Below are 22,620 nucleotides of genomic sequence, written 5' to 3' on the forward strand. Positions count from 1 at the left end.
CCTTTTATTTCCCGCGCCAGCAATACATACAAAGCTTATCTTCTGACAATCCGATTGCCTTGACCATATCCGAAAGTTTCTGAAATTTAAGGCTTGTGACTTTCAAATCTTTGGCAATCCAATCCACCATCTTTTTGTATTTAGGGCTTTTCTCATCAATATACAAGCTTACGTCTTCTATGTCTTTTCCTTCAATGGCCTTGATTGCCCGGCGGGCGGCCAATTCATTAAGTGTGCGCGTAGAATAATTAAATTTACAAGGAAACATCAGCGGCGGGCAGGCTATACGAAAATGAACCTCTCTTATTCCGCAATCCATTAATTTCTGGACAGTGTAATTTCTCAGCTGTGTGCCCCGGACGATAGAATCATCGCAAAAAACAATGCTTTTTCCCTTAATAATCTCCGGAATAGGGATTAATTTCATCCGGGCAACTAAATCCCGCCTTTCCTGCAAAGCAGGAGTATAGCTTCTGTCAAATCCGGGCGTATATTTAACAAGAGGGCGGCGAAAAGCAAGCCCAGATTCCATAGCATAGCCAATCGCGTGGGCAGTGCCCGAGTCCGGGATACCAGCGACCATATCTGCTTTGACATCGTCATTTTTAGCTAAACACGCGCCGCATCTTTCCCGGGACATCTCCACATTAAGCCCGTCATAAGAAGAGGCGGGAAAACCGGTATACACCCACAAGAAAGAACAAATCTGGCACTTTTTGTTGCCTTTGGAACAAGATCCCAATCCGTTTTCATCTATAAAAATTATTTCTCCGGGCGCAAGGGGTTTTTCTATTTTAAATCCCAGATTATAAAATGCCGAAGTCTCAGTAGTAATCGCCCAAGAACCATTCTTGCTTCCTACGGTCAAAGGGCTGTAGCCCTGCCGGTCGCGCGCGGCATAAATTCCTTTTTCAGTTAAAATCAAAAGCGAACAGGAGCCTTGAATCTTAGAAAACATCTCCTCTATCCCGGAAACCAGGTCCTTGCCCCGGATAATAAGTTTTGCCACTAATTCAGTGGAATTAACATTTCCTTCGGTAACTTCGCTAAAAGACCGGCCATCCTTATAAAGTTCATCCACCAAGCTATCAGCATTCTCAATAAAACCATTGGTAACAATGGCAAAAGGCCCAAATTTAGAATGAATACATATCGGCTGTTCATCGTGCGCGCTTATTACGCCAATTCCCTTTGTGCCAGGCATATTTTTGTAGTCTTCATAGAATTTGGCCTTAAATTGCGTGCCGCGGATATCGTGAATTTTACGCACTAATCCATCCGACCAAAATGCCAAACCGGCAAATTGCGTGCCTAAATGCGAGTGATAATCCGTAGCGTAAAAAAGATCATCCTGGCAGCTATTCTTGGAGACAATACCGAATATTCCGCTCATAGTGATTATACCTTTCTTGCATGACCTACAGCGTTAACAAATATCTGCATGCCTTCTGCGAATTTGCTTTTATTGCCGGATTTTTTGTGGTTAGGATGCTGGAGAAAATCTATATGCCTTTCCGGATGCGGCATCAAACCAAACACGCACCCGGATTCATCGCAAATACCTGCGATATGATCCTGTGAACCATTCGGGTTATCCGGATAACCGGTTAAATTACCATAAGAATCGGAATACCGAAGAACAATTTGCCCATTTTCTTTTAAACGCTTCAGCAGCGAAGGACTTTTTACCACAAACTTCCCCTCTGCGTGCGCTACAGGCAAATAAATCACTTCTGGGAGGTCTTTTGTCCACACGCACTTTTGACTTTTTACTTTTTCCTTTTTACTTTTTAAATACACCCAGCGATCTTCAAATTTTCCTGAGTCGTTTAGAATAAGACTTACCTCCTGCTTAAATTCTTTGTTCCCCGGTAAAAGCCCGGCTTTCACCAAGACCTGAAATCCATTACAGATGCCGATAACAAGTTTATTTTGCCGCACAAATTCCCGCAGGCTGTCTCTTAATTTATATTTCAATTCGTTAGCTAAGATTTTCCCGGCGGCCACATCATCGCCGTAACTAAAACCTCCGGGCAAAGCCAATATTTTATACTTGCCTAATTTTACTTTCCCGCAGGCAAACTGATTTATATGCACTAATTCCACAGAGGCGCCTGCCTTTTTAAAAGCAAAAGCAGTTTCCTTGTCGCAGTTAGTGCCGGCGGTGCGTAAAACACAGGTCAAAACTTTTTTCATCCTAATCAACTTTGTGGTTATGATAAAAACTCTTGATTATGCCAACTACTTTCTTGGGGTCGTCTTCAATCTTTAAGATATTCATATCCCCCTTGGCAATGGCTCCGTGTTTCTCAACGGTTGCGTGAAGCCATTCTATCATACCTTTCCAATACTCTTTACCCATTAAAATAACCGGAAAGTGCCCTATACGGGATGTTTGGATTAAATTAAGCGACTCAAATAATTCGTCCAGCGTGCCAAAACCTCCGGGCATGATTACAAAGGCCTTAGCGTATTTGACAAACATAACTTTTCTCACAAAGAAATAATGGAAATTTAAAAGCGTATCCACATAGCGATTGGGCTTCTGCTCCATGGGTATCTGGATATTTAATCCGATGGAGTGGCCCTTAGCGCGGCGAGCGCCTTTATTGCCTGCCTCCATAATCCCGGGGCCGCTTCCAGTAATTACCGCATAACCTGCCTTGGCAAGCTGGAAAGATGTCTCCTCGGCTAAATCATAGTATTTACTCCCGCGCTGGATACGGCTTCCCCCAAAAACAGAAACCGCGTTTTCTACTTTAGATAATACCTCAAACCCATCTACAAACTCTGCCATAATCCTGAAAAGGCGCCACGTATCTTCTTTAGTAAAATCGTCTTTAATGTTTTTTATTCTTGCCATTTTTTTACCACCTCAAGGGTTTTTGCCAGGCCTCTTTTAAGGCTTGGATATTTTCTCGTAAGCAGACTTTTTTATCTATAGAATAGGCCTTGAAATCTCTCGCGGCGACGCATCCGATAAGCCCGCAAGAAACACCATGCATCGCTTTTTCAAAGGCCTGTTGATTTTCTCTTTTTACCTCAACGATAAAACGCGAATTTGATTCGGAGAAAAGAATAAAATCATCGCGTTTTTCTTTTCCCTGATAAGGGACCTCGCCTAAAAACAACTCCATGCCTAATCCCCCGGCAAAGGCCATCTCCGCAGAAGCCACTGCCAAACCGCCTTCCGAACAATCATGCATTGCCTCTATTATCCCCGAAGATGAAACTTTGCTTAAGGCATTGAAGATTTTCAGGGCTTTCTTTATATTTACGCGCGGCACATTATTTCCCAGTGCCCCATTATGCCCGTAGTAATGCGAACCGCCTAATTCATCATAAGTATCGCCGACAATATAAATAAGATCCCCGATATTCTTGGCATACATGGAAACTGTTTTTGAAACATCCTCCATCACGCTTATCGCCGAAATTAGAAGTGTCCCGGGTATGGCCATGGATTTACCATGCTGGCTGTACTCATTATAAAGACTGTCTTTACCGGAAATAAAAGGAACTCCAAAACCTTTGGCAATATCATAACAGCCGAATGCAGACCTTACCAATCCGCCCAGCCTGTCCGGCTTATCCGGATTCCCCCAACAAAAATTATCTAATATCGCGGTCTGTTTGAGGCTTCCTCCGGAAGAAATTACCTGGCGCAACGCCTCATCAATACAAGAAGCCGCCATCCAATACGGGTCAATAAGCCCAAAACGGAAATTTATTCCGCAGGAAACAATTAAGCCCTTTTGGGAATCAAGTAACGGACGCACCACGCTTGCGTCTGATGGCCCGTCGTTTAATACGCCGGACATTGGTTTTAAAATAGAACCTCCCTGCACCTCATGGTCATACTGCCGGATCACCCATTCTTTGGAACAAATATCGTAACTGGAAAGAAGCTTCAACAAGCTGTTTCCTAAATCTTTGGGGCAGGCGAATTTCGGCTCTTTGTGTTTAGCCTGTATATAGACTGCCTTTTTCTCGGTCTGCGGCAAACCATGATGCAGGAATTGCATATCCAGATCGCAAACTTTATTATCCTTATAAAAAAGCTCTAATCTTCCTGTGCCGGGAAACTCTCCGATTACCACAGCCTCAACGCATTCATCAGAAAATACCTGCATTAATTTACTGGCGTTCTTGGGAGAAACCGCTAAAACCATCCTCTCCTGCGACTCGGAAATCCAGATTTCAGTATAAGATAATCCGGTATATTTAAGCGGGACTTTCTCCAGATAAACCCTAGCCCCTAATTCCTCTCCCATCTCGCCCACTGCGCTTGACAACCCCCCTGCTCCGCAATCAGTGATAGCATTATATAAATTCAGATCGCGCGCCTTCAAAATCGTATCCACCATCTTTTTTTCCTGAATGGGATTTCCTATCTGTACCGCAGAGCTTGAAATAGTTTCAGATTCATGGGTGAGTTCTCCCGAAGAGAAAGTCGCTCCGTGAATGCCGTCCCTGCCGGTTTTTCCACCCACAACCACGATCAAATCTGCCTTGTGGACTTTCTTGAAACTTTTTTCCTTGGGCATGATCCCGGCTGTGCCGCAATAAACAAGGGGGTTGCCCACGAATTTATCATGAAAATGTATCGCGCCGTTTACCGTAGGGATCCCCATTTTATTACCATAATCGCGCACACCGGAGACAACACCCTTCATTACTCTTTTAGGATGAAGCGTGCCTTTGGGGAGCCTGCTTGCCGGATAGTCAGGAGGCGCGAAACAAAAAACATCTGTATTTAAAATAGGTTTTGCCCCCAGGCCCGTGCCTAGGGGGTCACGGATAACCCCTCCTATACCGGTGTTTGCTCCGCCAAAAGGCTCTAATGCCGAAGGGTGATTATGCGTTTCTACCTTAAAACAAACATTGTATTTATCGTCAAATTTAATTACCCCGGCATTATCATGGAACACCGACACACACCACGGTTTTTTTAGCTCCTTGGTAACTTTAGCAATGGTGGATTTTAGAAGATTGTTTATTTTGTATTTTTTTATTTTGGAATTTGGGATTTTTTCTATATACTCTATTCTTCCCCGGAATGTCTTATGCGCGCAATGCTCTGACCAGGTCTGGGCAATAGTCTCAAGCTCACAGTCAGTAGGATTGCGTTTGTTTTTTGCAAAATATTTCCTGATCTGGAGCATCTCTTCCAAATTAAGAAATAACTGCCCATCTTTGCTTATCTGAAGAAGTTTATCATCGGCCAGGAATAACAAATCTATATTATGAAGCTTAAATTGATAGGAAATAGTTTCTTTTCTTGTATCCCGGGTATTCGGGCCGACAATGTGCTGAATAAGCTTATTGTAAAGAAGCTTATCGGCAATAAATTTAATCTTCTCGTCGGAAATATCGCCCTCTAAAAGATATATTTTAGAAGTAGTAACGCTTGTCACGGAATCAATGCCTAAATCGCGTATGCCTTTAAGGATGGATTCTTCACAAGGGTCCATCACGCCCGGATTATAGGCAATTTCTAATTCTTTGACTTTACCCTGCAAGGTAAACTTTTGGTTGATCGAATACTCTTGGGCTACCATGTCCACCAAAAGCTCTTCGCAAATTCTTCTTACTTCTTCCTGCTTCAAGTTACCATGGATATGGTAACCTTGCGCGAAACTTACGGATTGGATTTGTTCAATCCCCAGGTCAAGTATATCTTTTTTGACGCTGTTTCCCACAGCATCAAAAATGCCAACAGCGTCTTTAACGATAATTTTCCAAGACATCATTACTCCAGAATAATATATTTATGAGAGGCCTACTTTGCGGAAAATCTTATTCACATTGCGCAGGTAATAATCCACTTCAAAAATTATGTCCAGCTGTTTCTTGTCGAGGTATTTCCTGCCTTGTCTATCTTCAAGAAGCGCATTCTTAAAATCTATTGCCTCTTTCCATGCGCGCATGGCACAGCGCTGCACAACATCATAAGCCTGCATCCGGGGTAAACCTTTATCCATAAGCTTCAAAAGCACCCGCTGGGAAAACAATAATCCCTTGGTCTTGGCAAGGTTCAAAAGCATATTTTCCGGATAAACCAAAAGCCCATCCATAACATAGATGAATTTATTCAGCATATAATCCAGGGCAATGGTAGAATCCGGCATAATCACGCGTTCCGCCGAAGAGTGGCTGATATCACGCTCATGCCAGAGGGCAACGTTTTCCATGCCTACCATTGCATTCGCGCGCAAAACCCTAGCTAATCCGCAAATCCTCTCGCAAATAACCGGATTTCTTTTGTGCGGCATAGCCGATGAACCTTTTTGCCCCTTACCAAACGGCTCTTCCAATTCCCTGACCTCGGTCCTTTGCAAATGCCTTATTTCCAAAGCAAACTTTTCAAGGCTGGCGCCAATAACCGCCAGGGCCGCTAAATACTGGGCGTAGATATCGCGCTGGATAATCTGGGTAGAGATATTCGCTGGCCTTAAACCTAGTTTCTTGCAGATATACGCTTCAATTTCCGGCCCGACATTAGCATAAGTGCCCACAGCGCCTGATATTTTACCAACGGAAATTTCCTCTTTGGCATTTTTTAATCTTTCAATATTACGCCTGTTTTCATCATACCAAAGGGCAAATTTCAGGCCCAAGGTCACTGGTTCCGCGTGCACTCCATGCGTGCGGCCGATACAAACCATGTCCTTATATTTCAAGGCTTTTTGCGCGAGAATTCCTGAAAGTTTTTCTAAGTCTTTAAGAATAATTCCCGAAGCAGCCTTTAATTGCACGCCCAAAACAGTATCTAAGAGATCCGAAGAGGTCAGGCCAAAGTGAAAATATTTAGCATCGTTCCCGATATATTTAGATACACAGGCAACAAAAGCAACGATATCATGTTGGGTTTTCTCTTCTATCTTACGGATTTCTTTGAGGGTAAATTTGGCTTTTTTTCTAATTCTGGATACAGCCTGGGATGGGACTTTGCCTTGTTTTGACAAAGCTTCCAAGGTAAGAATTTCTATACCTAGCATGGTCTTAAATTTAAATTCATCAGACCATACACAAGAGATTTCCGGCAGACTATAACGCTCTATCATACGACCTCCTTTAGGCAAGAAAGAGAGTCTTTATTATATCAAAAATATCATAAAACACAAGGGGGCGTTTTGTGAAAAACGCCCCAGAAAAAGCTTTGAAGTGGTTAGCCGTTTACCTGTAGTGAGCAAGCAAAAACCCCCATCTCAAAACGAAAGGGGGTTTTTGCGCGTCGAACTATTGCGGGGAGAGGATTTGAACCTCTGACCTCAAGGTTATGCATACTACTACAGTTTTCACTGCCCCCGACGTTTTTACGTCGGGGTTCGTAGTCTGGACTATATCTTCCCCCAAATGGGGGTCTGCCGTATAGTCTCTACACCTTCCCCCCGCTGCTTCGTTTTGCGAAGCAAAACGGCGGGGGACTTGGCTCGGTATTACCATTTAAAAGGCTTCACCGAATTTGACAGACTATCCTTTAGCCGTTACTGGCTAAGGAGCCCATCGGACAACAAATCCCATCTTTCTTTATACTTAGCTGATTGCGGTTTACGCTGCCTCTTATCTGTTTCTACTAGGGTAATGGTACTGCCATAGCGTGAGAAAACAGACACAGGCATTACGTAAAACACATGTAAATCAGCGAGGTATAGAATTGCGAAATCAAAATCATCGGCATTGTAACGGTGTCTTAGCATTCTGCGTCGATTTGTCTTAGTTCTACGCGAATCAACAACATAACATTTTGATTTCGCATCAAACCAAGCTGCTTTGACTTGAACACGTATAAGCCGCCCCAGGATTTCGATTCCTAAATCATATGCGAATCGATCTCCTACTGGCCGTAACAGCCTAAACCCTCTTTTTAGAAGTTCAGTTGTTACGGCGGATTCCGCAATATCAGATTTGAGCTTTGTGTCCATTGAGCCTTGCGAGCTACCAGGCTGCTCCACCCCGCGAAATATTTTTACTGCTCTTGCGGCACGACCTTTACCGGGACTTCACCCTTGCGCACAATCCCCATTCTTTCCCGGGCTACCTTTTCTTTGTAAAAAGGGTCATCTTGTGCCTTGCGCGCGTCTTTTTCCAGAATAGTATTCTCTATCTGCAAACGGCGAATCTTAGAATGCAAATCTCTATTTCTCTGGCGCAAATCCTGCATCCGGCTATAACCGGGCAAGAAAATCACAAAAAGCAAAACCGCCAAACCAAACAGCCAAAAGGCGTTCTTGAACATTTTTTAACGGCGTAAAGTGCCGGCGTATACCGCAGACGCGCCCAATTCCTCTTCAATCCTTAAAAGTTCGTTGTATTTACAAATACGGTCTGTGCGTGATAAAGAACCGGTCTTGATCTGCCCCACGCCGGTTGCTACCGCAAGATGCGCGATAGTTACATCTTCTGTCTCGCCTGAACGATGCGAGATGATCGCGCCATACTTATTGGCCTTGGCAATATCTACAACTTCCAGAGTTTCAGAAAGAGAACCGATTTGATTTACCTTAACTAATATAGCATTACCTATGTTTTGTGCAATACCTTTTTTGAAAATCTGTGGGTTAGTGACAAAATTGTCATCTCCCACAAGCTGAATTTTTTTACCCAACTGCTTAGTCATCTCTATCCAGCCATTAGTATCATGTTCCCCCAATCCATCCTCGATAGAAAGTATGGGATATTTACCAAGCCACTTATCATAAATGGCAATTAAATCTGCCGCTGTTTTCTTACCGGCTTCAAAGTTATATTGATCGGCTTCACAAAAAGAACTGGCCGCGCAATCAAGGGCCAAGCAAATATCTCTCCCCGGCTTGTACCCTGCTTTTTCAATTGCAGCGATAATTAATTCCAGGGCCTCTTCATTGGATTTCAGGTTGGGAGCAAAACCGCCTTCATCACCGACGGAAGTGGACAATTTTTTGGATTTAAGGATAGCTTTTAGGCTATGAAAAACCTCGGTTGCCTGCTGTAAGGCTTTTTTAAAAACCGGCGCTCCAATAGGCATGATCATAAATTCCTGGATATCAAGGTTATTGTCCGCGTGCAGCCCGCCATTTAGAATGTTCATCAAAGGCACCGGAAGAATGTTAGCTTTATCGCCTCCAATAAATTTATATAATGGTTTCTTGGCTTCTGCCGCGGCAGCGCGGGCGACTGCCATAGAAACACCTAAAATAGCGTTGGCACCAAGCTTTCCTTTATTAAAAGTGCCGTCTAAGGCAATGGTAAGTTTATCTATTGCTTTAAAATTAGGCTCCAAACCCTTTATTTTAGAGGTAATTATGTTATTTACATTATCCACGGCCTTCAGTGTCCCCTTGCCCATATAACGCGCCTTGTCGCCATCGCGCAATTCCAAAGCTTCATTATCGCCTGTGGAAGCGCCTGACGGAACTGCCGCGCGGCCCAACACGCCGTTATCAAGGATTATATCTACTTCTACTGTGGGATTGCCGCGGGAATCAAGGATCTCTCTTGCTTTGACTTCTTTAATTTTTGCCATCGTATTACCTCCTAATGTAGAAAATCATTATACACAGCCTGTGGCGCCGGTCAAGGAAAATCAGCTACCAGCCGTCAGTCATCAGCCGTCAGCTTTCAGCAAAACTAAAACCAAAACTAAAACAAAAAATAAGACTAAAGGTTAGTTTCGTTTAGTATTTAGTTTTTAGCTGAAGACTGATGGCTGATAGCTGAAAGCTGAAAACTGATTTCTATTGACTACCAGAAAGCCTTATGATATCTTGCTTGCATGAGTATGAAGAAATTTAAAATTTTTATAAGCATACATTGGGTAAAAGTGCTTGTTTGGGCGGCGATAGTCGTGCTGGGGATATCACTTGTCTTAATCGTTGGCCATGGCCTGGGCGCTTGGAATGAATCCGAATCTTATCTAAAACAATCGCAATTAGCAGTGTTGCCGCTACAGATGTATATGTGGCTGATCATGGGATTAGTCCAGGCAGTAACTTTTACCTATATGTATTACTGGATGTTCTTTAAGAAAGGCGCGAGCAACTTCTCTCAAACACGTAAAAAATCAATTGCGGGAAACACCATAGGAATAACTTGGGATGATGTTATTGGTATGGACGAAGCCAAGCAAGAAGCTTTAGAAGTAGTAAAATTGATCACTGACCGCGTGCAATTACAGCGCATCGGTGGAAAGATACTTCGCGGAATACTAATGATGGGCCCGCCCGGTTGCGGGAAAACTTATCTTGCCAAAGCTATTGCCACAGAAGCTAAACTTCCCTTTATCTCTATGTCAGGTTCGGAATTTGTGGAGATGTTTGTAGGTGTAGGAGCAGGACGCATCAGGAGTCTTTTTAAACAAGCCCGGCAGTTAGCGGAATTTGAAGGCGGCTGCATTATTTTTATTGATGAGATTGACGCTGTAGGCGCCCAGCGCTCTGTTGACAAGGGCTTTGGCGGACAGACTGAAGCCAACACTACTGTCAATCAGCTTCTTGTGGAAATGGATGGCCTGAAAGAAAAAGATACCAACATTGTTATTATAGGCGCCACAAACGCTCCAGAGAATTTTCTTGATCCGGCGCTTCTTCGCCCGGGGAGATTTGACAGAAAAATCCATGTAGATAAACCCAATCTTGAGGACCGCGAAAAGCTTTTTAATTATTACCTAAAGCAAGTCAAATACGACGTAAACGATGTCAAGGTTGACCGCCTGGCGCGCATCACCGTAGGCCAAAGCCCGGCGGACATATACAACATTGTGCGTGAATCCGCGCTTATCGCGGTACGTAATAAAAAATCCTATATTACCATGAAAGAAATTGACGAGGCCAGAGAGCGCATCGCCTTAGGAGTTAAAAGAAGAATTAAAATGCCGGATAAAGAAAGGCTGCAGACCGCCTATCATGAGGCTGGACACGCCATTGTCACATACTTACTTGTACCAACACAGGATGTTTTTAAAGTTACAATTACCCCGCGCGGCCATACAGGAGGGGTAACCTGGACCCCGGAAAAAGAAGAAACTTTTATTCACGACAGAAATAAGCTTTTGGGCAGGATAAAAACCGCGCTTGGCGCGTATGCCGCAGAAAAAATAAAAATGGGTGGTACTACCGCCGGGGTGGATATGGATTTTCAACAGGCGTATTACATCGCGCATAATATGGTTTGGCGTTGGGGCATGGGAAAATCAGGGTTAATTGGGAATTTTCATGTTATTGACTCTCAATTCACCTCTTATATTTCAGAACAAATGAAATACCAATTAGATAATGATGTGCAAGAAATCCTTTCTACCTGCCTTAAAGAAACCGAAGAACTCCTGCGCAAAGAAGAGCCGCTTCTTGAACGGCTCTCCCAAGAATTAGTTGCCAAAGAAGAACTTAATTATGACGAAATTGAAGCAATATTCAAAGAATTTGGCAAGAGCCGCTCTTCTTAGCCTGGCCTTTATTTTATCTTCCTGCGGCGATATCCCAAAAACTTCCTTTTATAAAACCAGCCAAATCCCCCAAGCCATTTGTGATATCGCAAAGAATAAATACCAAATCAATTTAAAGGCTATACTAAAAGGAAAAACCCTCTGGATATACTTGCCGCTTGAGAATATTGTCGTAGAAGCTAAAACGCCATCTGTGCACAAAGAAATATTCAAGGCCGACCAAATATCCGCCCAGTTTGACCAGGATTTATTGCAACTAGCCTATAAAATACAAAAGGTCAAGCCCAAGGAAATTGCTAATAGCGCGGATTTCAGTGAAGATGCCAAAGACAAGATCGGAAACGTGCGCATGGGAACGTATGATGTCCTTTTTAACATTGACCGTTCTGAAGAATCACCGCCCTTGTTTCTTTGTATGGTCATAGCGGATGTGAAAAATGGCTTTGAAATAAAAACTACCACCTACATCCCGGATTTAAAAAAAGCATTCTACAATATTATCTCCGGCGAAGAATTCCGCCATAGGTCCTGCGACGATATAATCTTTGGGCAGGAAATAAATAATGACTTATCCGGAACGCATTTAAATTGCGAGGACATTACTATGAAGGAATTCATCCGCCTTCAGATAAACCAGCGTGTTCGGCTGAAATTTGAAAAGGAGAAAACACTTTCAGATAACCCAGATATAGATAAAGAAATCATGGATACCGCGCTTTTTGTCTTAGAGATATACGGACATCAAAATATAAGCGGGATAGAGCTGGAGAATTTGATCACCAGCGAAAAAACACTTTTGCGGGATTCTGAAATAGCAGATAGGATCAACGCTAGGTAATTCTTGTTTTCCTGCCACAAACCTTAATCCTGCCGGACAAGTATAATCTTACTGCCTCAGGATAAAGCTTATGTTCAACCTTATGGATCTTCTCTTCAAGACTTTTTAGTGTATCTCGGTGAGAAATCCCTACTTCTTGCTGCAAGATGATCGGGCCGTGGTCGGTTTTCTCGTCAACAAAATGCACCGTAACCCCAGTTTTCTTAACCCCGTAATCAAAGGCATCCTTAATCCCGTGCGCGCCTTTAAAAGAAGGCAAAAGCGCCGGGTGGATATTAATTATCCGGTTCTTAAATTGTTTAACAAAACCTGGGCTTAAAACTCGCATAAAACCGGCTAAAACGATTAAATCTATTTTATTTCTTTTAACTGCGCGGATAATTTCTTTTTCAAAAGATTCCCTGCTTAAGAAATCTTCTCTTCTTGCCAAAAATATTTTAATTGAAGATTTTCTTGCTTTTTCTAAAGCAGCTGCTTGGGGGTTATCACTTACCAATAAAGACAAATTCGCCTTTATTCTTTTATTCTTAACCGCATCAATAATCGCCTGAAAATTACTTCCGCGTCCGGAAGCAAATACCGCGATGTTCTTCATCTGTTACCTCTTCCTTATTGTCTTCATCGGGCACGCCAAAAGGCACTTGCCGCAAGAGATACATTTATTATAGTCAATACGCGCTAAATTATCAATTACCTTGATTGCCTGCGCCGGACAGACCTGTTCGCACTTGCGGCAGGCGATACAGCCCACAGGGCAGGCGGCGCGGGTATCTTTACCAGCGTCGGTACAGCTGCAGGCAACATAAATACTATGCGTTTGGGGGATCAAACTAAAAAGTTTCTTAGGACAAACTAAAACACATTTATTACAAGCGCGGCATTTGCCTTTATCCACTACAGGAAGCCCATCGCTAGACATTTTTATGGCATCAAAAGGGCACACCCTCACGCAAGTGCCTAAACCTAAACACCCAAAGACGCATTCTTTATAACCGCCTAACACATTGCTTGCGGCGATACAATCCTGAAGGCCTTGGTATTTAAATTTATTCTTAACTTTATTGCCGCCATTACAATGCAAACAGGCTACCTTGGGAGTTTGCTCCTCTAATTTCTGGCCTAAGACTTTGGCGATCTGTTCTTTGGCATTTGGAGAGCTGACCCGGCAGGCATTAACCGATGCCTTACCCTCTATCAAAGCTTCGGCCAATCCAAAACACCCTGCCATGCCGCAGGCGCCACAGTTGCTGCCCGGCAAAAGGCTTTGTATTTTTTCTAAACGCGGGTCTACCTCTACTTTTAATTTCTTAGAAGCTAATGACAAACCCACGCCAAACAAAAGCCCCAATCCGCCTAAGATCAAAATAGGCACTAGTATTTCCATAATAAATACCTCATTAAATAACCAAACACCAAATCACAAACACCAAACAAGCCCCAATAATCAATAACCAATTGACCAAACAAATTTGGTTCTTGGATATTGGTGTTTGATTATTATTTGGTTATTGTAAACTTGGTGATTGGTTATTTTCACTTTTGACTTTTTATCAGAATTTAAACCCATTAAATCCCATAAAACTTAAGCTCATTAAACTGGCGATAATAAACCCCAGAGGAAATTCCTTCATTGCCTTTGGCACGTCACAATATTCCAGTCTTTCCCTGATGCCTGACATTAAGAACATTGCCAAGGTATAGCCTAACCCCACGCAAATGCCCTGGAAAAGCGCATAGATAAAACTTCCCGGCACAGGCTGGCCGTTCTTAAAGAACATATCGCTGTTTAATACCGCCACCCCCAACACCGCGCAGTTAACTGTAATTAACGGCAGATATATCCCGAAAGCCCTGTACATTGCCGGGCTTATCTTACGGATAGCCATTTCCACTAACTGCACAAAAGTAGCAATAACCAGAATAAAAGAAATCGTGCGCAGGTATTCCAGGTGAAAAGGCATTAATAAAAACCGGTAAACCGCCCATGTGATTATAGAAGACATAACCGTAACGAACATAACCGCGCCGCTCATCGCCACAGCAGGCTTGGTCTGTTTGGAAATAGCGATAAAAGAGCAAAGCCCTAAGAAGCGCGAAAGAATAACATTCTGGATAAATACCGCGGAAATAAATATGGTCAAAAGCTGGCTTAAGTGCATTTTTTCCTCGCTGCCCACCAATTAAAAAACCCTAAGAGAACTCCTATTACCAATAATGCCCCCGGAGGAAAACTAAAGAATGCCACCGGATGAAAACCATTGATCAATTCATAGCCTAAAAGTTTGCCTGTGCCTAAGAATTCCCTGAGGGCGGAAATCAAAACAAGCGCTAAGGTAAAACCAGCACCCATACCCAAAGCGTCAAAAAAAGAAGATAAAGCATTGTTTTTACAGGCATAGGCTTCGGCACGGCCCAAGACAATACAGTTAACCACTATCAAAGGTACATATATGCCTAAAGAACGGTCTAATTCCGGGCTATAGGCCTTCATCATCATTTCGGCTATAGTAACAAAGGTGGCGATGATCACAATGTAGCAGGGAATGCGTATCCCGTCGGGAATTGAGTTCTTGACCAAAGAAATGATTATATTTGACCCCAATAAGACAAATGTCGCGGCAATGCCCATTCCTATGGCATTAGAAATAGATACTGACACTGCCAATGTCGGGCACAAACCTAAGACTAAAACAAAGGTCGGATTTTCCTTGATGATACCTTTTAGGAACTCTTTAAGTAGATTTCTCATAATAGAAGTGAGCGTAAAGTGTAAAACTAAAAGCTAAAAACCATAATTCAAAATTCAAAATTTTTAATTTTATTTGCTTTTTTTCGCTTTCAGTCTTACGCTTTAGTTTTGCGCTTTACGCTTTACGTTTTTCGCTAACCTATTTCCCGTAAACTCTAGGTTTGGTGTATCTATCAATAACCGGCACTGCCGCATTCATCATTAAAATAGCATACGATGCGCCCTCTGGATAGCCTCCCCAAAGCCGGATAACAGCGGTTAAAATCCCGCAGCCAATACCAAAGACAATCTGCCCAGTTCGCGAAAGAGGAGAAGTCACATAATCTGTGGCCATAAAAAACGCGCCCAATATTAACCCGCCGGATAAAATATGAAACAACCAGTCCCCCTTAAAGAATCCTTGAGGAGAAAAAATAAAAGTAAATAACGCTACTGTGGCAATATAGGTAAAGGGTATCTCTATTCCGATGTACCCCCTGATAAGAAGAAATAACGCGCCTGCAAGCAAAGCCAGAATACAAACTTCTCCAATACAACCGCCGTGATTGCCTAAAAATAGGTCAAGATAAGAAACTGCTCCGATTCCTTTTCCCTCCTTAAGAAGTGTTAATGGCGTGGGAGAAGTTACCGCGTCTATCCCAAAGGGATTAGGAAAGCTTGTCATGTGCTGCGGCCACGAAGCCATTAAAAAAGCCCTGCCGGCTAAAGCAGGGTTAAAAATATTCTGCCCCAAACCGCCAAAAATCTGCTTGCCGATGGCTATAGAAAAAACTGAACCCGCGATAACAAGCCACATAGGAGCGCTGGAAGGCAAATTATATGCCAATAACAACCCGGTCATAAAAGCGCTGCCGTCGCAGATGGTAACTTTCTTTTTCATCATAACCTGCACCAAGGCTTCAGTTACTACAGCGGTTATTACACAAGTTAGAATAACCCAAAAAGCCGGCATACCAAAAATATACACCCCAGCTGCGCCAGCTGGAATAAGGCTTAAAATCACAAACCACATGATCTGGGCAACAGATTCTTTTTTATATAGATGCGGAGCAGTATTGACTTGTAGATTAGCGCCCATTTTTCATAAGCTCCTTGATCTGCTGCGATTTAATTTTAACCGCTTCGATAACCGCGCGCGAAGAAATGGTCGCGCCGCTAATTGCCTGCACTTGATTTAAATCCTTACAAGATCTGAAACGGCTGATAAAATCATCTTCGGCTACCTTAGAGCCTAATCCGGGAGTCTCATTAAGGCTTAATACTTTAATAGCGTTTATTGTTCCGTCATTAAACATCCCCACCATCACCTCAATAACGCTTGAGTAGCCTTTCCCCTGAGCCTTGAAACACACTCCGATTAGATTGTCTTTTTGATCATAGGCCTGATAATACCCTGCCTTATCAACAGCTTGAAAACGCGCAGCCATAGGCATAACTTCTTTAAGGCTTGCCTCTTCCTCAAGCTTTAATTGCCGGGCTATTTTATCTTTAGTCATAGCATTAACCCCTGCCAAAAGCCCGGAGGCAACTGAACATACGATAAAAAGCACCAAACCATAACGAATTGTCTGTTTCATAATCTCACTTGCGGGAAATTTCCGCCTTAGCCCTCTTTATTGCCTGTATTATATTGCGGTTTGCCGGACAAACATAACTGCAGCAACCGCATTCAATACAATCCATAACGCTATTTTCCTTAGCCTGCTCCCATAATCCTTTTTCGGATAGCGCGTTAAGCAAACTTGGCACCAATCCCATAGGGCAACACCTCACACAACTGCCGCAACGAATGCAAACTTGCGGAAGAATAGATTTTGCTTCTTTAGCGCTGAATAAAACCACCCCGGTGGTAGATTTAATTACCGGAACCTGATCTGTATATTGAGCAAGGCCCATCATCGGCCCGCCGATAATAATCTTTGCCGGTTCCTCTTTTAAAACCCCGCAGGCATCAATTAATTCTTTTATGGGTGTGCCTAAACGCACTAAAAGATTCTTGGGGTTCTCTAAACAGCTTCCTGACACAGTGACCACCCGCTCATACAAGCTTTTATTCTGATAAACCGCTTCATAAACAGCAAAGCTTGTACTTATATTCTGCACCACAACTCCGATATCAAGCGGCAGTTTTCCCGAGGGGACTTGACGGCCCAAGACGCTTTTAACCAACTGCTTCTCCCCGCCCTGCGGATAAGATGTTTTTAACACCTTGACTTTTAGTTTTTCGCTTTTAGCTTTAAGCTTTTCTATCGCCTCCGGTTTATTATCTTCTATGGCAATAAATATATCTTTTACCCCCAAACATCTTGCGATAACAAAAACGCCTTTTAATATTTCTTCGGTTTTCTCTACCATCAAACGGTAGTCGCCGGTCAAGAACGGCTCGCATTCAGCGGCGTTAATAATTAAAGTATCTACCGGCTTGGAGGGATTTAGTTTTATATAAGTTGGAAATGCCGCCCCTCCCATGCCCACAATGCCCGCCTCTTGCACTATGCCGCGTATTTGATCCGGGGTTAATTTTTCTATTTCTTCCTGACTTCTTACTTTTGACTTTTCACTTTTTACTTCTTCTGTATCACTATCTATCACAATCGCCTTGCATCTTCCTAAAACAGGATGCGGCCAGTCTAAAATAGCAGAAACTCTACCGGAAATAGAAGAATGGATAGGGCTTGATACAGCAGATTGGGCATCGGCTATCTTCTGCCCCACAGACACAGAATCACCAATATTCACAATCGGCACACAGACCTTACCTAAATGCTGGATTAAGGGCAGGTAGGCCTTAAGAGGCGCTTGCAGTTTCTCTATTGCTTTATTCTCTGTAAGATGTTTATATTCTTCTAACTTGATCATGGTGTGCGCAATGGTAAATAAAACTTGAGGCCCCTAAAACACCGACTATCACCCCTACAGAAGTAAGAATTACTTCTTTGGGCATGCGCTCTGCCAAGAAACTGCTCAAAAACATGGCCAACAGAAACCCCAAATGCATAACGATCTCAAGAGAGCTGAAGACTTTTCCGCGCATTTGCCGTTCGCTTGCGTTATGGATAATGGTATTTGAAGCGATAATAATCGGAGCAACCACTATGCCTAAACACAAAGCAAGGCCGGCAGCCACCAAAGAAAAGGGATACCTTTTAAGTATCCCCACGAAAAGCACCAGCATTATACCACTTGTGACTAGCGATGCAAATATTATCTTCTGATGCGAGATTTTCTGGCCAAACCTGCCATAGACAAGCGCTCCCAAGAATAGGCCAATACCTAAGAACATCGCTAAAATACCCAAATCTTTAGTGGCAGTGCCTAAGGTTGTCTGCACAAAAACGATGATCACCGCATAAACCGCGCCCAATGCCGCCCAAAGAAAAAAATTGATCCACGCGGTAAAGAAAATCGCCTTTTGGGTAAAGAAATAACCAAACCCCTCTTTAATTTCCTGCACCACTGATTTCTGGATCACCTCTACTATTTCTTTGCCGATTCTCCGGATATCAAATTTAGAGCTGTGCCGCGGAATAATAAAGAAAATAAGGGCTGCCGAAGCAAAAAAACTCAAACTGTTAAGATAAAAACCGCTTTTAGCGCCAAACCACTCTACCAAAATCCCGCTTAAGCCAAAACCTAAGATAGCGGCGATCATGCCGGTAGTATTAATTAAGGAATTAGCGATCAACAAGTCCTTCTCTTGCACCAAATCCGGGACAATGGCCAACTTCGCCGGAACAAAGAAGCGGCTCAAGGAAAACATAAGAAAAATAATTATATATACGGGTATGATTTTATCTGCGGCTAGAAAAAATAAAGCAATGGTCAACACAAGTAGCGACCGGATAAGGTCTGATACGTACATCGTCTTTCTTCTATCCCAGCGGTCAACATACACTCCTGCCAAGGGCCCGACTAAAAATACCGGGATGATCGTAAAGGAAAGTACCTTGGCAATCTGCATGGATGAGCCGGGAGCGCGCGAATAGACAAAGCCGATCAAGGCCATCTGGCCTAACCTCTCCCCAAATTGAGAAATAATTTGGCCGATCCAAAGCAAGAAGAAATTACGGTTCTTTAGTATTTTAGTAAAACCTGCCATAGTTTTTCATGTAAAAAGAGCTGGCGAGAGGAGTTGAACCTCCGACCTTGACTTTACGAAAGTCCTGCTCTACCAACTGAGCTACGCCAGCAATTAATCTTTCACATTATAAGCAATTACAGAGGATAAGTCAAAGAAAAACCAAGGCCACATCTCATACGCCCTAAAACAAAAACCTCTGGATATTTTCCAGAGGTTTAATTTGAATATATTACCCCCCCCTAAACGTTCGAGAATTATTTTCGCTTGTCTGATTTGCCTTTCTAAAAAGAATGTCCCTGCAGCTATGCGCTTCGGGATAAAAATTACCCAGGCAGTATGCCTGGGTAATTTTATATGCCGAGAGAGGGAATCGGACCCCCCACGCCGGCCTTTTCAGGGCCGCGCTCTACCACTGAGCTATCTCGGCTATAAACTTTCTGTATACGGATTCCTGCGAAGCTCTACCATATTATTTTCTAGTCTAAGAGCGAAGCAGAATCGGCGCCGCTCACCAATGACCATCGTATCCCGCTATCGCGGGATAATTGTTAAAAAACCGTCTTTCGCTATTACCTTCTTTGCTTCTGGATTTTACCACAAACAAACTAAATATCAAGTATGAAAATTAAAAAACCCTGCTTGAGGGGCAGCCCCTGCAAGCAGGGTTTGTTTTGTTTTTAGAAAGAAATTATATCTTTTTTACGTTGGTGGCCTGTTCACCTTTGGGCCCTTGAGTGACCTCAAATTCAACCTCATCGCCCTCATTGAGCGTCTTGTAGCCGTCACCCTGTATGGCGCTATAATGCAGAAAAACGTCTTTTCCATCCTCACGCGTGACAAAACCATACCCCTTTTGATTACTAAACCACTTCACTTTACCTTTAACCATGTGTTGCCGTTCTCCTTTCCTTGTTCACCAGCATGCAACCATTGCTACTGGCATACAACAAAAAAACCGTAAAGCTTTATTTCAAGTTATTGTCTTCCAAGCTTTACGGTCCATGCGATCCAATACCCTTACACCTCTCTAAAACTTGTTATCTACAATTTAATTATAGCAACCTGAAGCAACTTGTCAATATTTTTTATTCCCTAATGCCACTCTTGCCTGCCGGCAGGCAGGCCAGCCTGTTCCATGATCTTGACAAAGATATCCTGCGCCAGATTAAAATTGGGCAATTTAAACTTCCTCGCCGAAACACAAATCTTACTGGCAGCCTTAGTAATACGCGATATTTTAATCCAAACAATACTGGAATCAAATGTTATAAGCTTAATAGTGCCTTTATCGTAGTTATCATCTTTAATCGTGCCGCGGATACGAGCTATCTGCAAAGCAGTATCCCAAAGCGCGCTAAAATCTTTGTCTGTATCAGCACAAATTGTATCCTTACTTGCCGCGTAACCACCCAACAAGCCGATGCCAGCGCCAACCACAAGAGGAGCGCAACCCATAAGATTAGCGCACAAACCTACAGCTAAAAGTAAAGTTACTAATATTCTCCTCATTTGATTTCCTTTCTTGAAAATACCCGAATGAAGCAAAATAGCGAAAGAAAAATAATTACGCCCCAAGATAAAAATAAGAAAACCCAACCCGTAAACTTCATCCTGTATGCCTTGCTAAGCGCTTCTTTTTATCCCAAGCTAATTTTACCAGAATTCCCAAAATAATAAAGATAAGAATTAACCCGAATCTGGTAAATAGAATAAACATCTTATTGCCCTGCGGGATATTTTTCATGAATATGACATCAAACCACTGTTGGTACATCCACATCCCCAGTATAAAAAGAAGAAAACCCGGGGTAACAAACTTTATGATAAATTTATATATCTTAGGCAAGCGCATATCTGCCCCATGGTGTATTTCTTCCCATGCCTTATCAATGCCAAATACCCATCCAAAAAGAATAGTTTCAATGGCGGCGAACAAGACCAAAAAGAAAGTCCCGCCCCAGAAATCAAGCTCATCCACCACGCCGTTGCCTAAGAAGAAAATCGCCGGCTGGCAAAGAACAAATGAAACAACGCCGAATATGGCTACAGCTTTTTTTCTTGAGATATCAAATTCATCCTCTAAGAAAGCGACTGCCGGCTGAGCCAGAGATACCGAAGAAGTAATGCCGGCCAAAAATAAGAGGAAAAACCACAAAAACCCTAAGACTTGCGCCAAGGGTAATTTATTTAACACAAGGGGCATGGTAACAAACCCCAGATTGAATACTCCGGAATTAGCAATAGCCTCTATTTGTTGCGGCCCAAAGAAAACAAAAGCTGCTGGAATAATAATGCTTCCGCCTAAAATAACTTCGGCTAATTCATTAGTACTTGCGGCAGTAAGCCCCGACAAAACTACATCATCGCCTTTCTTAAGATAGCTGGCATAGGTCAAGATTACTCCGATGCCAACACTTAAAGTAAAAAACACCTGCCCCGCGGCCTCAAGCCAAACCTTAGCACTTTTAAGCGCGGATAAATCCGGATTCCATAAAAAACCTAAACCATTTAAAACATTCCAATCCGGGTAAGACGGGTCAGGAGCGCCTAAACTAAAAACCCTGATCAATAAAATGATCCCAAAGAAAAATAAAAGCGGCATGGCGATCTTACAAAGCTTCTCAATGCCGCCTTTTATCCCGTAGTAAATAACTCCGATATTAATAGTAAAAGTAATAAGAAAAAACAGGTATGCTGTCCATACGCCGCTAAAAAACTGGTTTAGTTCTATACCTTGAAAACCTCGCAAGAAACTCTGCATCAGGGATTGATCGTGGATAGCCGTGTATTTACCGGCAAAAGCGAAGAAGCTATAGCCCAATGTCCATGCCTCTATATAGGTATAATATATAAAGATAACCAAGGGGCCGAAAATTCCGATAATCCCGAAATATTTAATAAAGCGGTTTTTCTGCCATACGCTGTGAAAGATGCCCGGAGCAGTGCCGTGGCCGAACCCTCCGCCATAACGCCCCAAGGTCCATTCAATCCACATAAGCGGAATACCCAGCAAAAACAGCGCAATAAAATAAGGGATCATAAACGCGCCGCCGCCGTTTGAGGCAGCCTTGGCAGGAAAACGCAAAAAATTACCTAAGCCGATGGCAGAGCCTGCCACCGCCATAATGATCCCTAAGCGCGAACCCCAACTATCCCTTTGCCTTTTTTGCTGCATAAATTAAAACTTTTTTCCGTGCCGATAAGGGCGCTTTTTATTGTATTCTATTTTTTTAAGAAGCGCTTCCTCTAGATTAATATCGCGCGCCCCGCAATAATCAAAAATGCGGATACAACAATCCGCCAGCTCCTCGGCAACATTATTTCCTTCCTGCGAAAGATGGCGCATAGCCTCCAGCGCTTCAGAAAGCTCCGAATGCATCAAGGCCACCAATTCTCCATCATTTCTGGGCGTATCCCACCAGCCTTTTTCTTTAGCAACTTTGTGGCAAATATTTATAAAATCTTTCACGGTAGTCTTACTTTTTTTCTGCATCATAGCTCCTTGTTATCACGATAAGGATGTGCCG

At 42.9% G+C, this 22,620-nt stretch carries 22 protein-coding genes and 2 tRNA genes; 2 read left to right on the forward strand and 22 right to left on the reverse strand.

Translation table 11 applies throughout. The features are described 5' to 3' along the window. Positions 1-4: 4 nt before the first annotated feature. The 8 genes from MUF05_05055 to eno form a co-directional block, all read right to left on the reverse strand. Positions 5-1,393: an amidophosphoribosyltransferase gene (locus MUF05_05055; protein ID MCU0666442.1), complete on the reverse strand. Its 1,389-nt coding sequence runs from the start codon at positions 1,391-1,393 to the stop codon at positions 5-7. Positions 1,394-1,398: 5 nt separating this feature from the next. Further along, complete coding sequence (gene purQ / locus MUF05_05060; GenBank protein ID MCU0666443.1) at positions 1,399-2,196, reverse strand: phosphoribosylformylglycinamidine synthase I; 798 nt, start codon at positions 2,194-2,196, stop codon at positions 1,399-1,401. Position 2,197: 1 nt separating this feature from the next. Further along, positions 2,198-2,863: a TIGR00730 family Rossman fold protein gene (locus MUF05_05065; protein MCU0666444.1), complete on the reverse strand. Its 666-nt coding sequence runs from the start codon at positions 2,861-2,863 to the stop codon at positions 2,198-2,200. A 4-nt stretch (positions 2,864-2,867) separates the two neighbouring features. After that, positions 2,868-5,753: a phosphoribosylformylglycinamidine synthase subunit PurL gene (gene purL / locus MUF05_05070; protein ID MCU0666445.1), complete on the reverse strand. Its 2,886-nt coding sequence runs from the start codon at positions 5,751-5,753 to the stop codon at positions 2,868-2,870. 18 nt (positions 5,754-5,771) lie between these two features. Continuing rightward, positions 5,772-7,067 carry an adenylosuccinate lyase gene (gene purB, locus MUF05_05075; GenBank protein MCU0666446.1) on the reverse strand — a complete coding sequence of 432 codons (1,296 nt, stop codon included), beginning with the start codon at positions 7,065-7,067 and terminating at the stop codon, positions 5,772-5,774. A gap of 423 nt (positions 7,068-7,490) precedes the next feature. Beyond that, entirely contained in the window at positions 7,491-7,928 is a 438-nt protein-coding gene (locus tag MUF05_05080) for a group I intron-associated PD-(D/E)XK endonuclease (GenBank protein ID MCU0666447.1), read from the reverse strand. A gap of 44 nt (positions 7,929-7,972) precedes the next feature. Then, complete coding sequence (locus MUF05_05085; GenBank protein ID MCU0666448.1) at positions 7,973-8,242, reverse strand: septum formation initiator family protein; 270 nt, start codon at positions 8,240-8,242, stop codon at positions 7,973-7,975. Between the two features lie 3 nt (positions 8,243-8,245). Continuing rightward, complete coding sequence (gene eno, locus MUF05_05090) at positions 8,246-9,508, reverse strand: phosphopyruvate hydratase (GenBank protein ID MCU0666449.1); 1,263 nt, start codon at positions 9,506-9,508, stop codon at positions 8,246-8,248. Between the two features lie 255 nt (positions 9,509-9,763). On the opposite strand from eno, the gene MUF05_05095 reads away from it, so the two are divergent. Both MUF05_05095 and MUF05_05100 read left to right on the forward strand, forming a co-directional pair. Further along, positions 9,764-11,425 carry an AAA family ATPase gene (locus MUF05_05095; GenBank protein ID MCU0666450.1) on the forward strand — a complete coding sequence of 554 codons (1,662 nt, stop codon included), beginning with the start codon at positions 9,764-9,766 and terminating at the stop codon, positions 11,423-11,425. After that, complete coding sequence (locus tag MUF05_05100) at positions 11,373-12,263, forward strand: hypothetical protein (protein ID MCU0666451.1); 891 nt, start codon at positions 11,373-11,375, stop codon at positions 12,261-12,263. The genes MUF05_05095 and MUF05_05100 overlap by 53 nt, the downstream gene beginning before the upstream one ends. Here MUF05_05100 and purN read toward each other — a convergent pair. The 14 genes from purN to MUF05_05170 form a co-directional block, all read right to left on the reverse strand. Then, positions 12,256-12,858, reverse strand: a complete 603-nt coding sequence (gene purN, locus MUF05_05105; protein MCU0666452.1) for a phosphoribosylglycinamide formyltransferase — start codon at positions 12,856-12,858, stop codon at positions 12,256-12,258. The two genes, MUF05_05100 and purN, sit on opposite strands and share 8 nt — an antisense overlap. 3 nt (positions 12,859-12,861) lie before the next feature. Then, positions 12,862-13,647, reverse strand: coding sequence for an RnfABCDGE type electron transport complex subunit B (locus tag MUF05_05110; GenBank protein ID MCU0666453.1), 786 nt, complete (start codon positions 13,645-13,647; stop codon positions 12,862-12,864). A gap of 166 nt (positions 13,648-13,813) precedes the next feature. Continuing rightward, complete coding sequence (locus MUF05_05115) at positions 13,814-14,422, reverse strand: RnfABCDGE type electron transport complex subunit A (protein MCU0666454.1); 609 nt, start codon at positions 14,420-14,422, stop codon at positions 13,814-13,816. Beyond that, positions 14,413-15,012 carry an electron transport complex subunit E gene (locus MUF05_05120; GenBank protein MCU0666455.1) on the reverse strand — a complete coding sequence of 200 codons (600 nt, stop codon included), beginning with the start codon at positions 15,010-15,012 and terminating at the stop codon, positions 14,413-14,415. Before MUF05_05120 ends, MUF05_05115 begins: the two co-directional genes overlap by 10 nt. 139 nt (positions 15,013-15,151) lie before the next feature. After that, positions 15,152-16,090 (reverse strand): RnfABCDGE type electron transport complex subunit D, encoded by a 939-nt coding sequence (locus MUF05_05125; GenBank protein ID MCU0666456.1) that lies wholly within the window; start codon positions 16,088-16,090, stop codon positions 15,152-15,154. Next, entirely contained in the window at positions 16,080-16,589 is a 510-nt protein-coding gene (locus tag MUF05_05130; protein MCU0666457.1) for an FMN-binding protein, read from the reverse strand. Before MUF05_05130 ends, MUF05_05125 begins: the two co-directional genes overlap by 11 nt. A gap of 4 nt (positions 16,590-16,593) precedes the next feature. Beyond that, positions 16,594-17,871 carry an electron transport complex subunit RsxC gene (gene rsxC / locus MUF05_05135; protein MCU0666458.1) on the reverse strand — a complete coding sequence of 426 codons (1,278 nt, stop codon included), beginning with the start codon at positions 17,869-17,871 and terminating at the stop codon, positions 16,594-16,596. Then, positions 17,849-19,111, reverse strand: a complete 1,263-nt coding sequence (locus MUF05_05140; GenBank protein ID MCU0666459.1) for an MFS transporter — start codon at positions 19,109-19,111, stop codon at positions 17,849-17,851. The genes rsxC and MUF05_05140 overlap by 23 nt, the downstream gene beginning before the upstream one ends. Positions 19,112-19,129: 18 nt before the next feature. Next, positions 19,130-19,202: transfer RNA gene (locus MUF05_05145), tRNA-Thr, on the reverse strand. Positions 19,203-19,448: 246 nt separating this feature from the next. Continuing rightward, positions 19,449-19,520: transfer RNA gene (locus tag MUF05_05150), tRNA-Phe, on the reverse strand. Positions 19,521-19,781: 261 nt separating this feature from the next. Further along, entirely contained in the window at positions 19,782-19,982 is a 201-nt protein-coding gene (locus tag MUF05_05155) for a cold shock domain-containing protein (GenBank protein ID MCU0666460.1), read from the reverse strand. A gap of 203 nt (positions 19,983-20,185) precedes the next feature. Beyond that, the gene (locus tag MUF05_05160) at positions 20,186-20,602 is read right to left on the reverse strand and encodes a DUF3568 domain-containing protein (GenBank protein ID MCU0666461.1); all 417 of its coding nucleotides are present in this window, start codon (positions 20,600-20,602) and stop codon (positions 20,186-20,188) included. 97 nt (positions 20,603-20,699) lie between these two features. After that, a complete protein-coding gene (locus MUF05_05165; protein ID MCU0666462.1) occupies positions 20,700-22,268 on the reverse strand; it encodes a sodium-dependent transporter in 1,569 nt (522 codons plus the stop codon). Positions 22,269-22,271: 3 nt separating this feature from the next. Then, the gene (locus tag MUF05_05170) at positions 22,272-22,589 is read right to left on the reverse strand and encodes a hypothetical protein (GenBank protein MCU0666463.1); all 318 of its coding nucleotides are present in this window, start codon (positions 22,587-22,589) and stop codon (positions 22,272-22,274) included. Between the last annotated feature and the right edge of the window lie 31 nt (positions 22,590-22,620).

Source organism: Candidatus Omnitrophota bacterium, assembly GCA_025453395.1.
Taxonomy (GTDB): Bacteria; Omnitrophota; Gorgyraeia; order Gygaellales; family Profunditerraquicolaceae; genus JAlOQK01.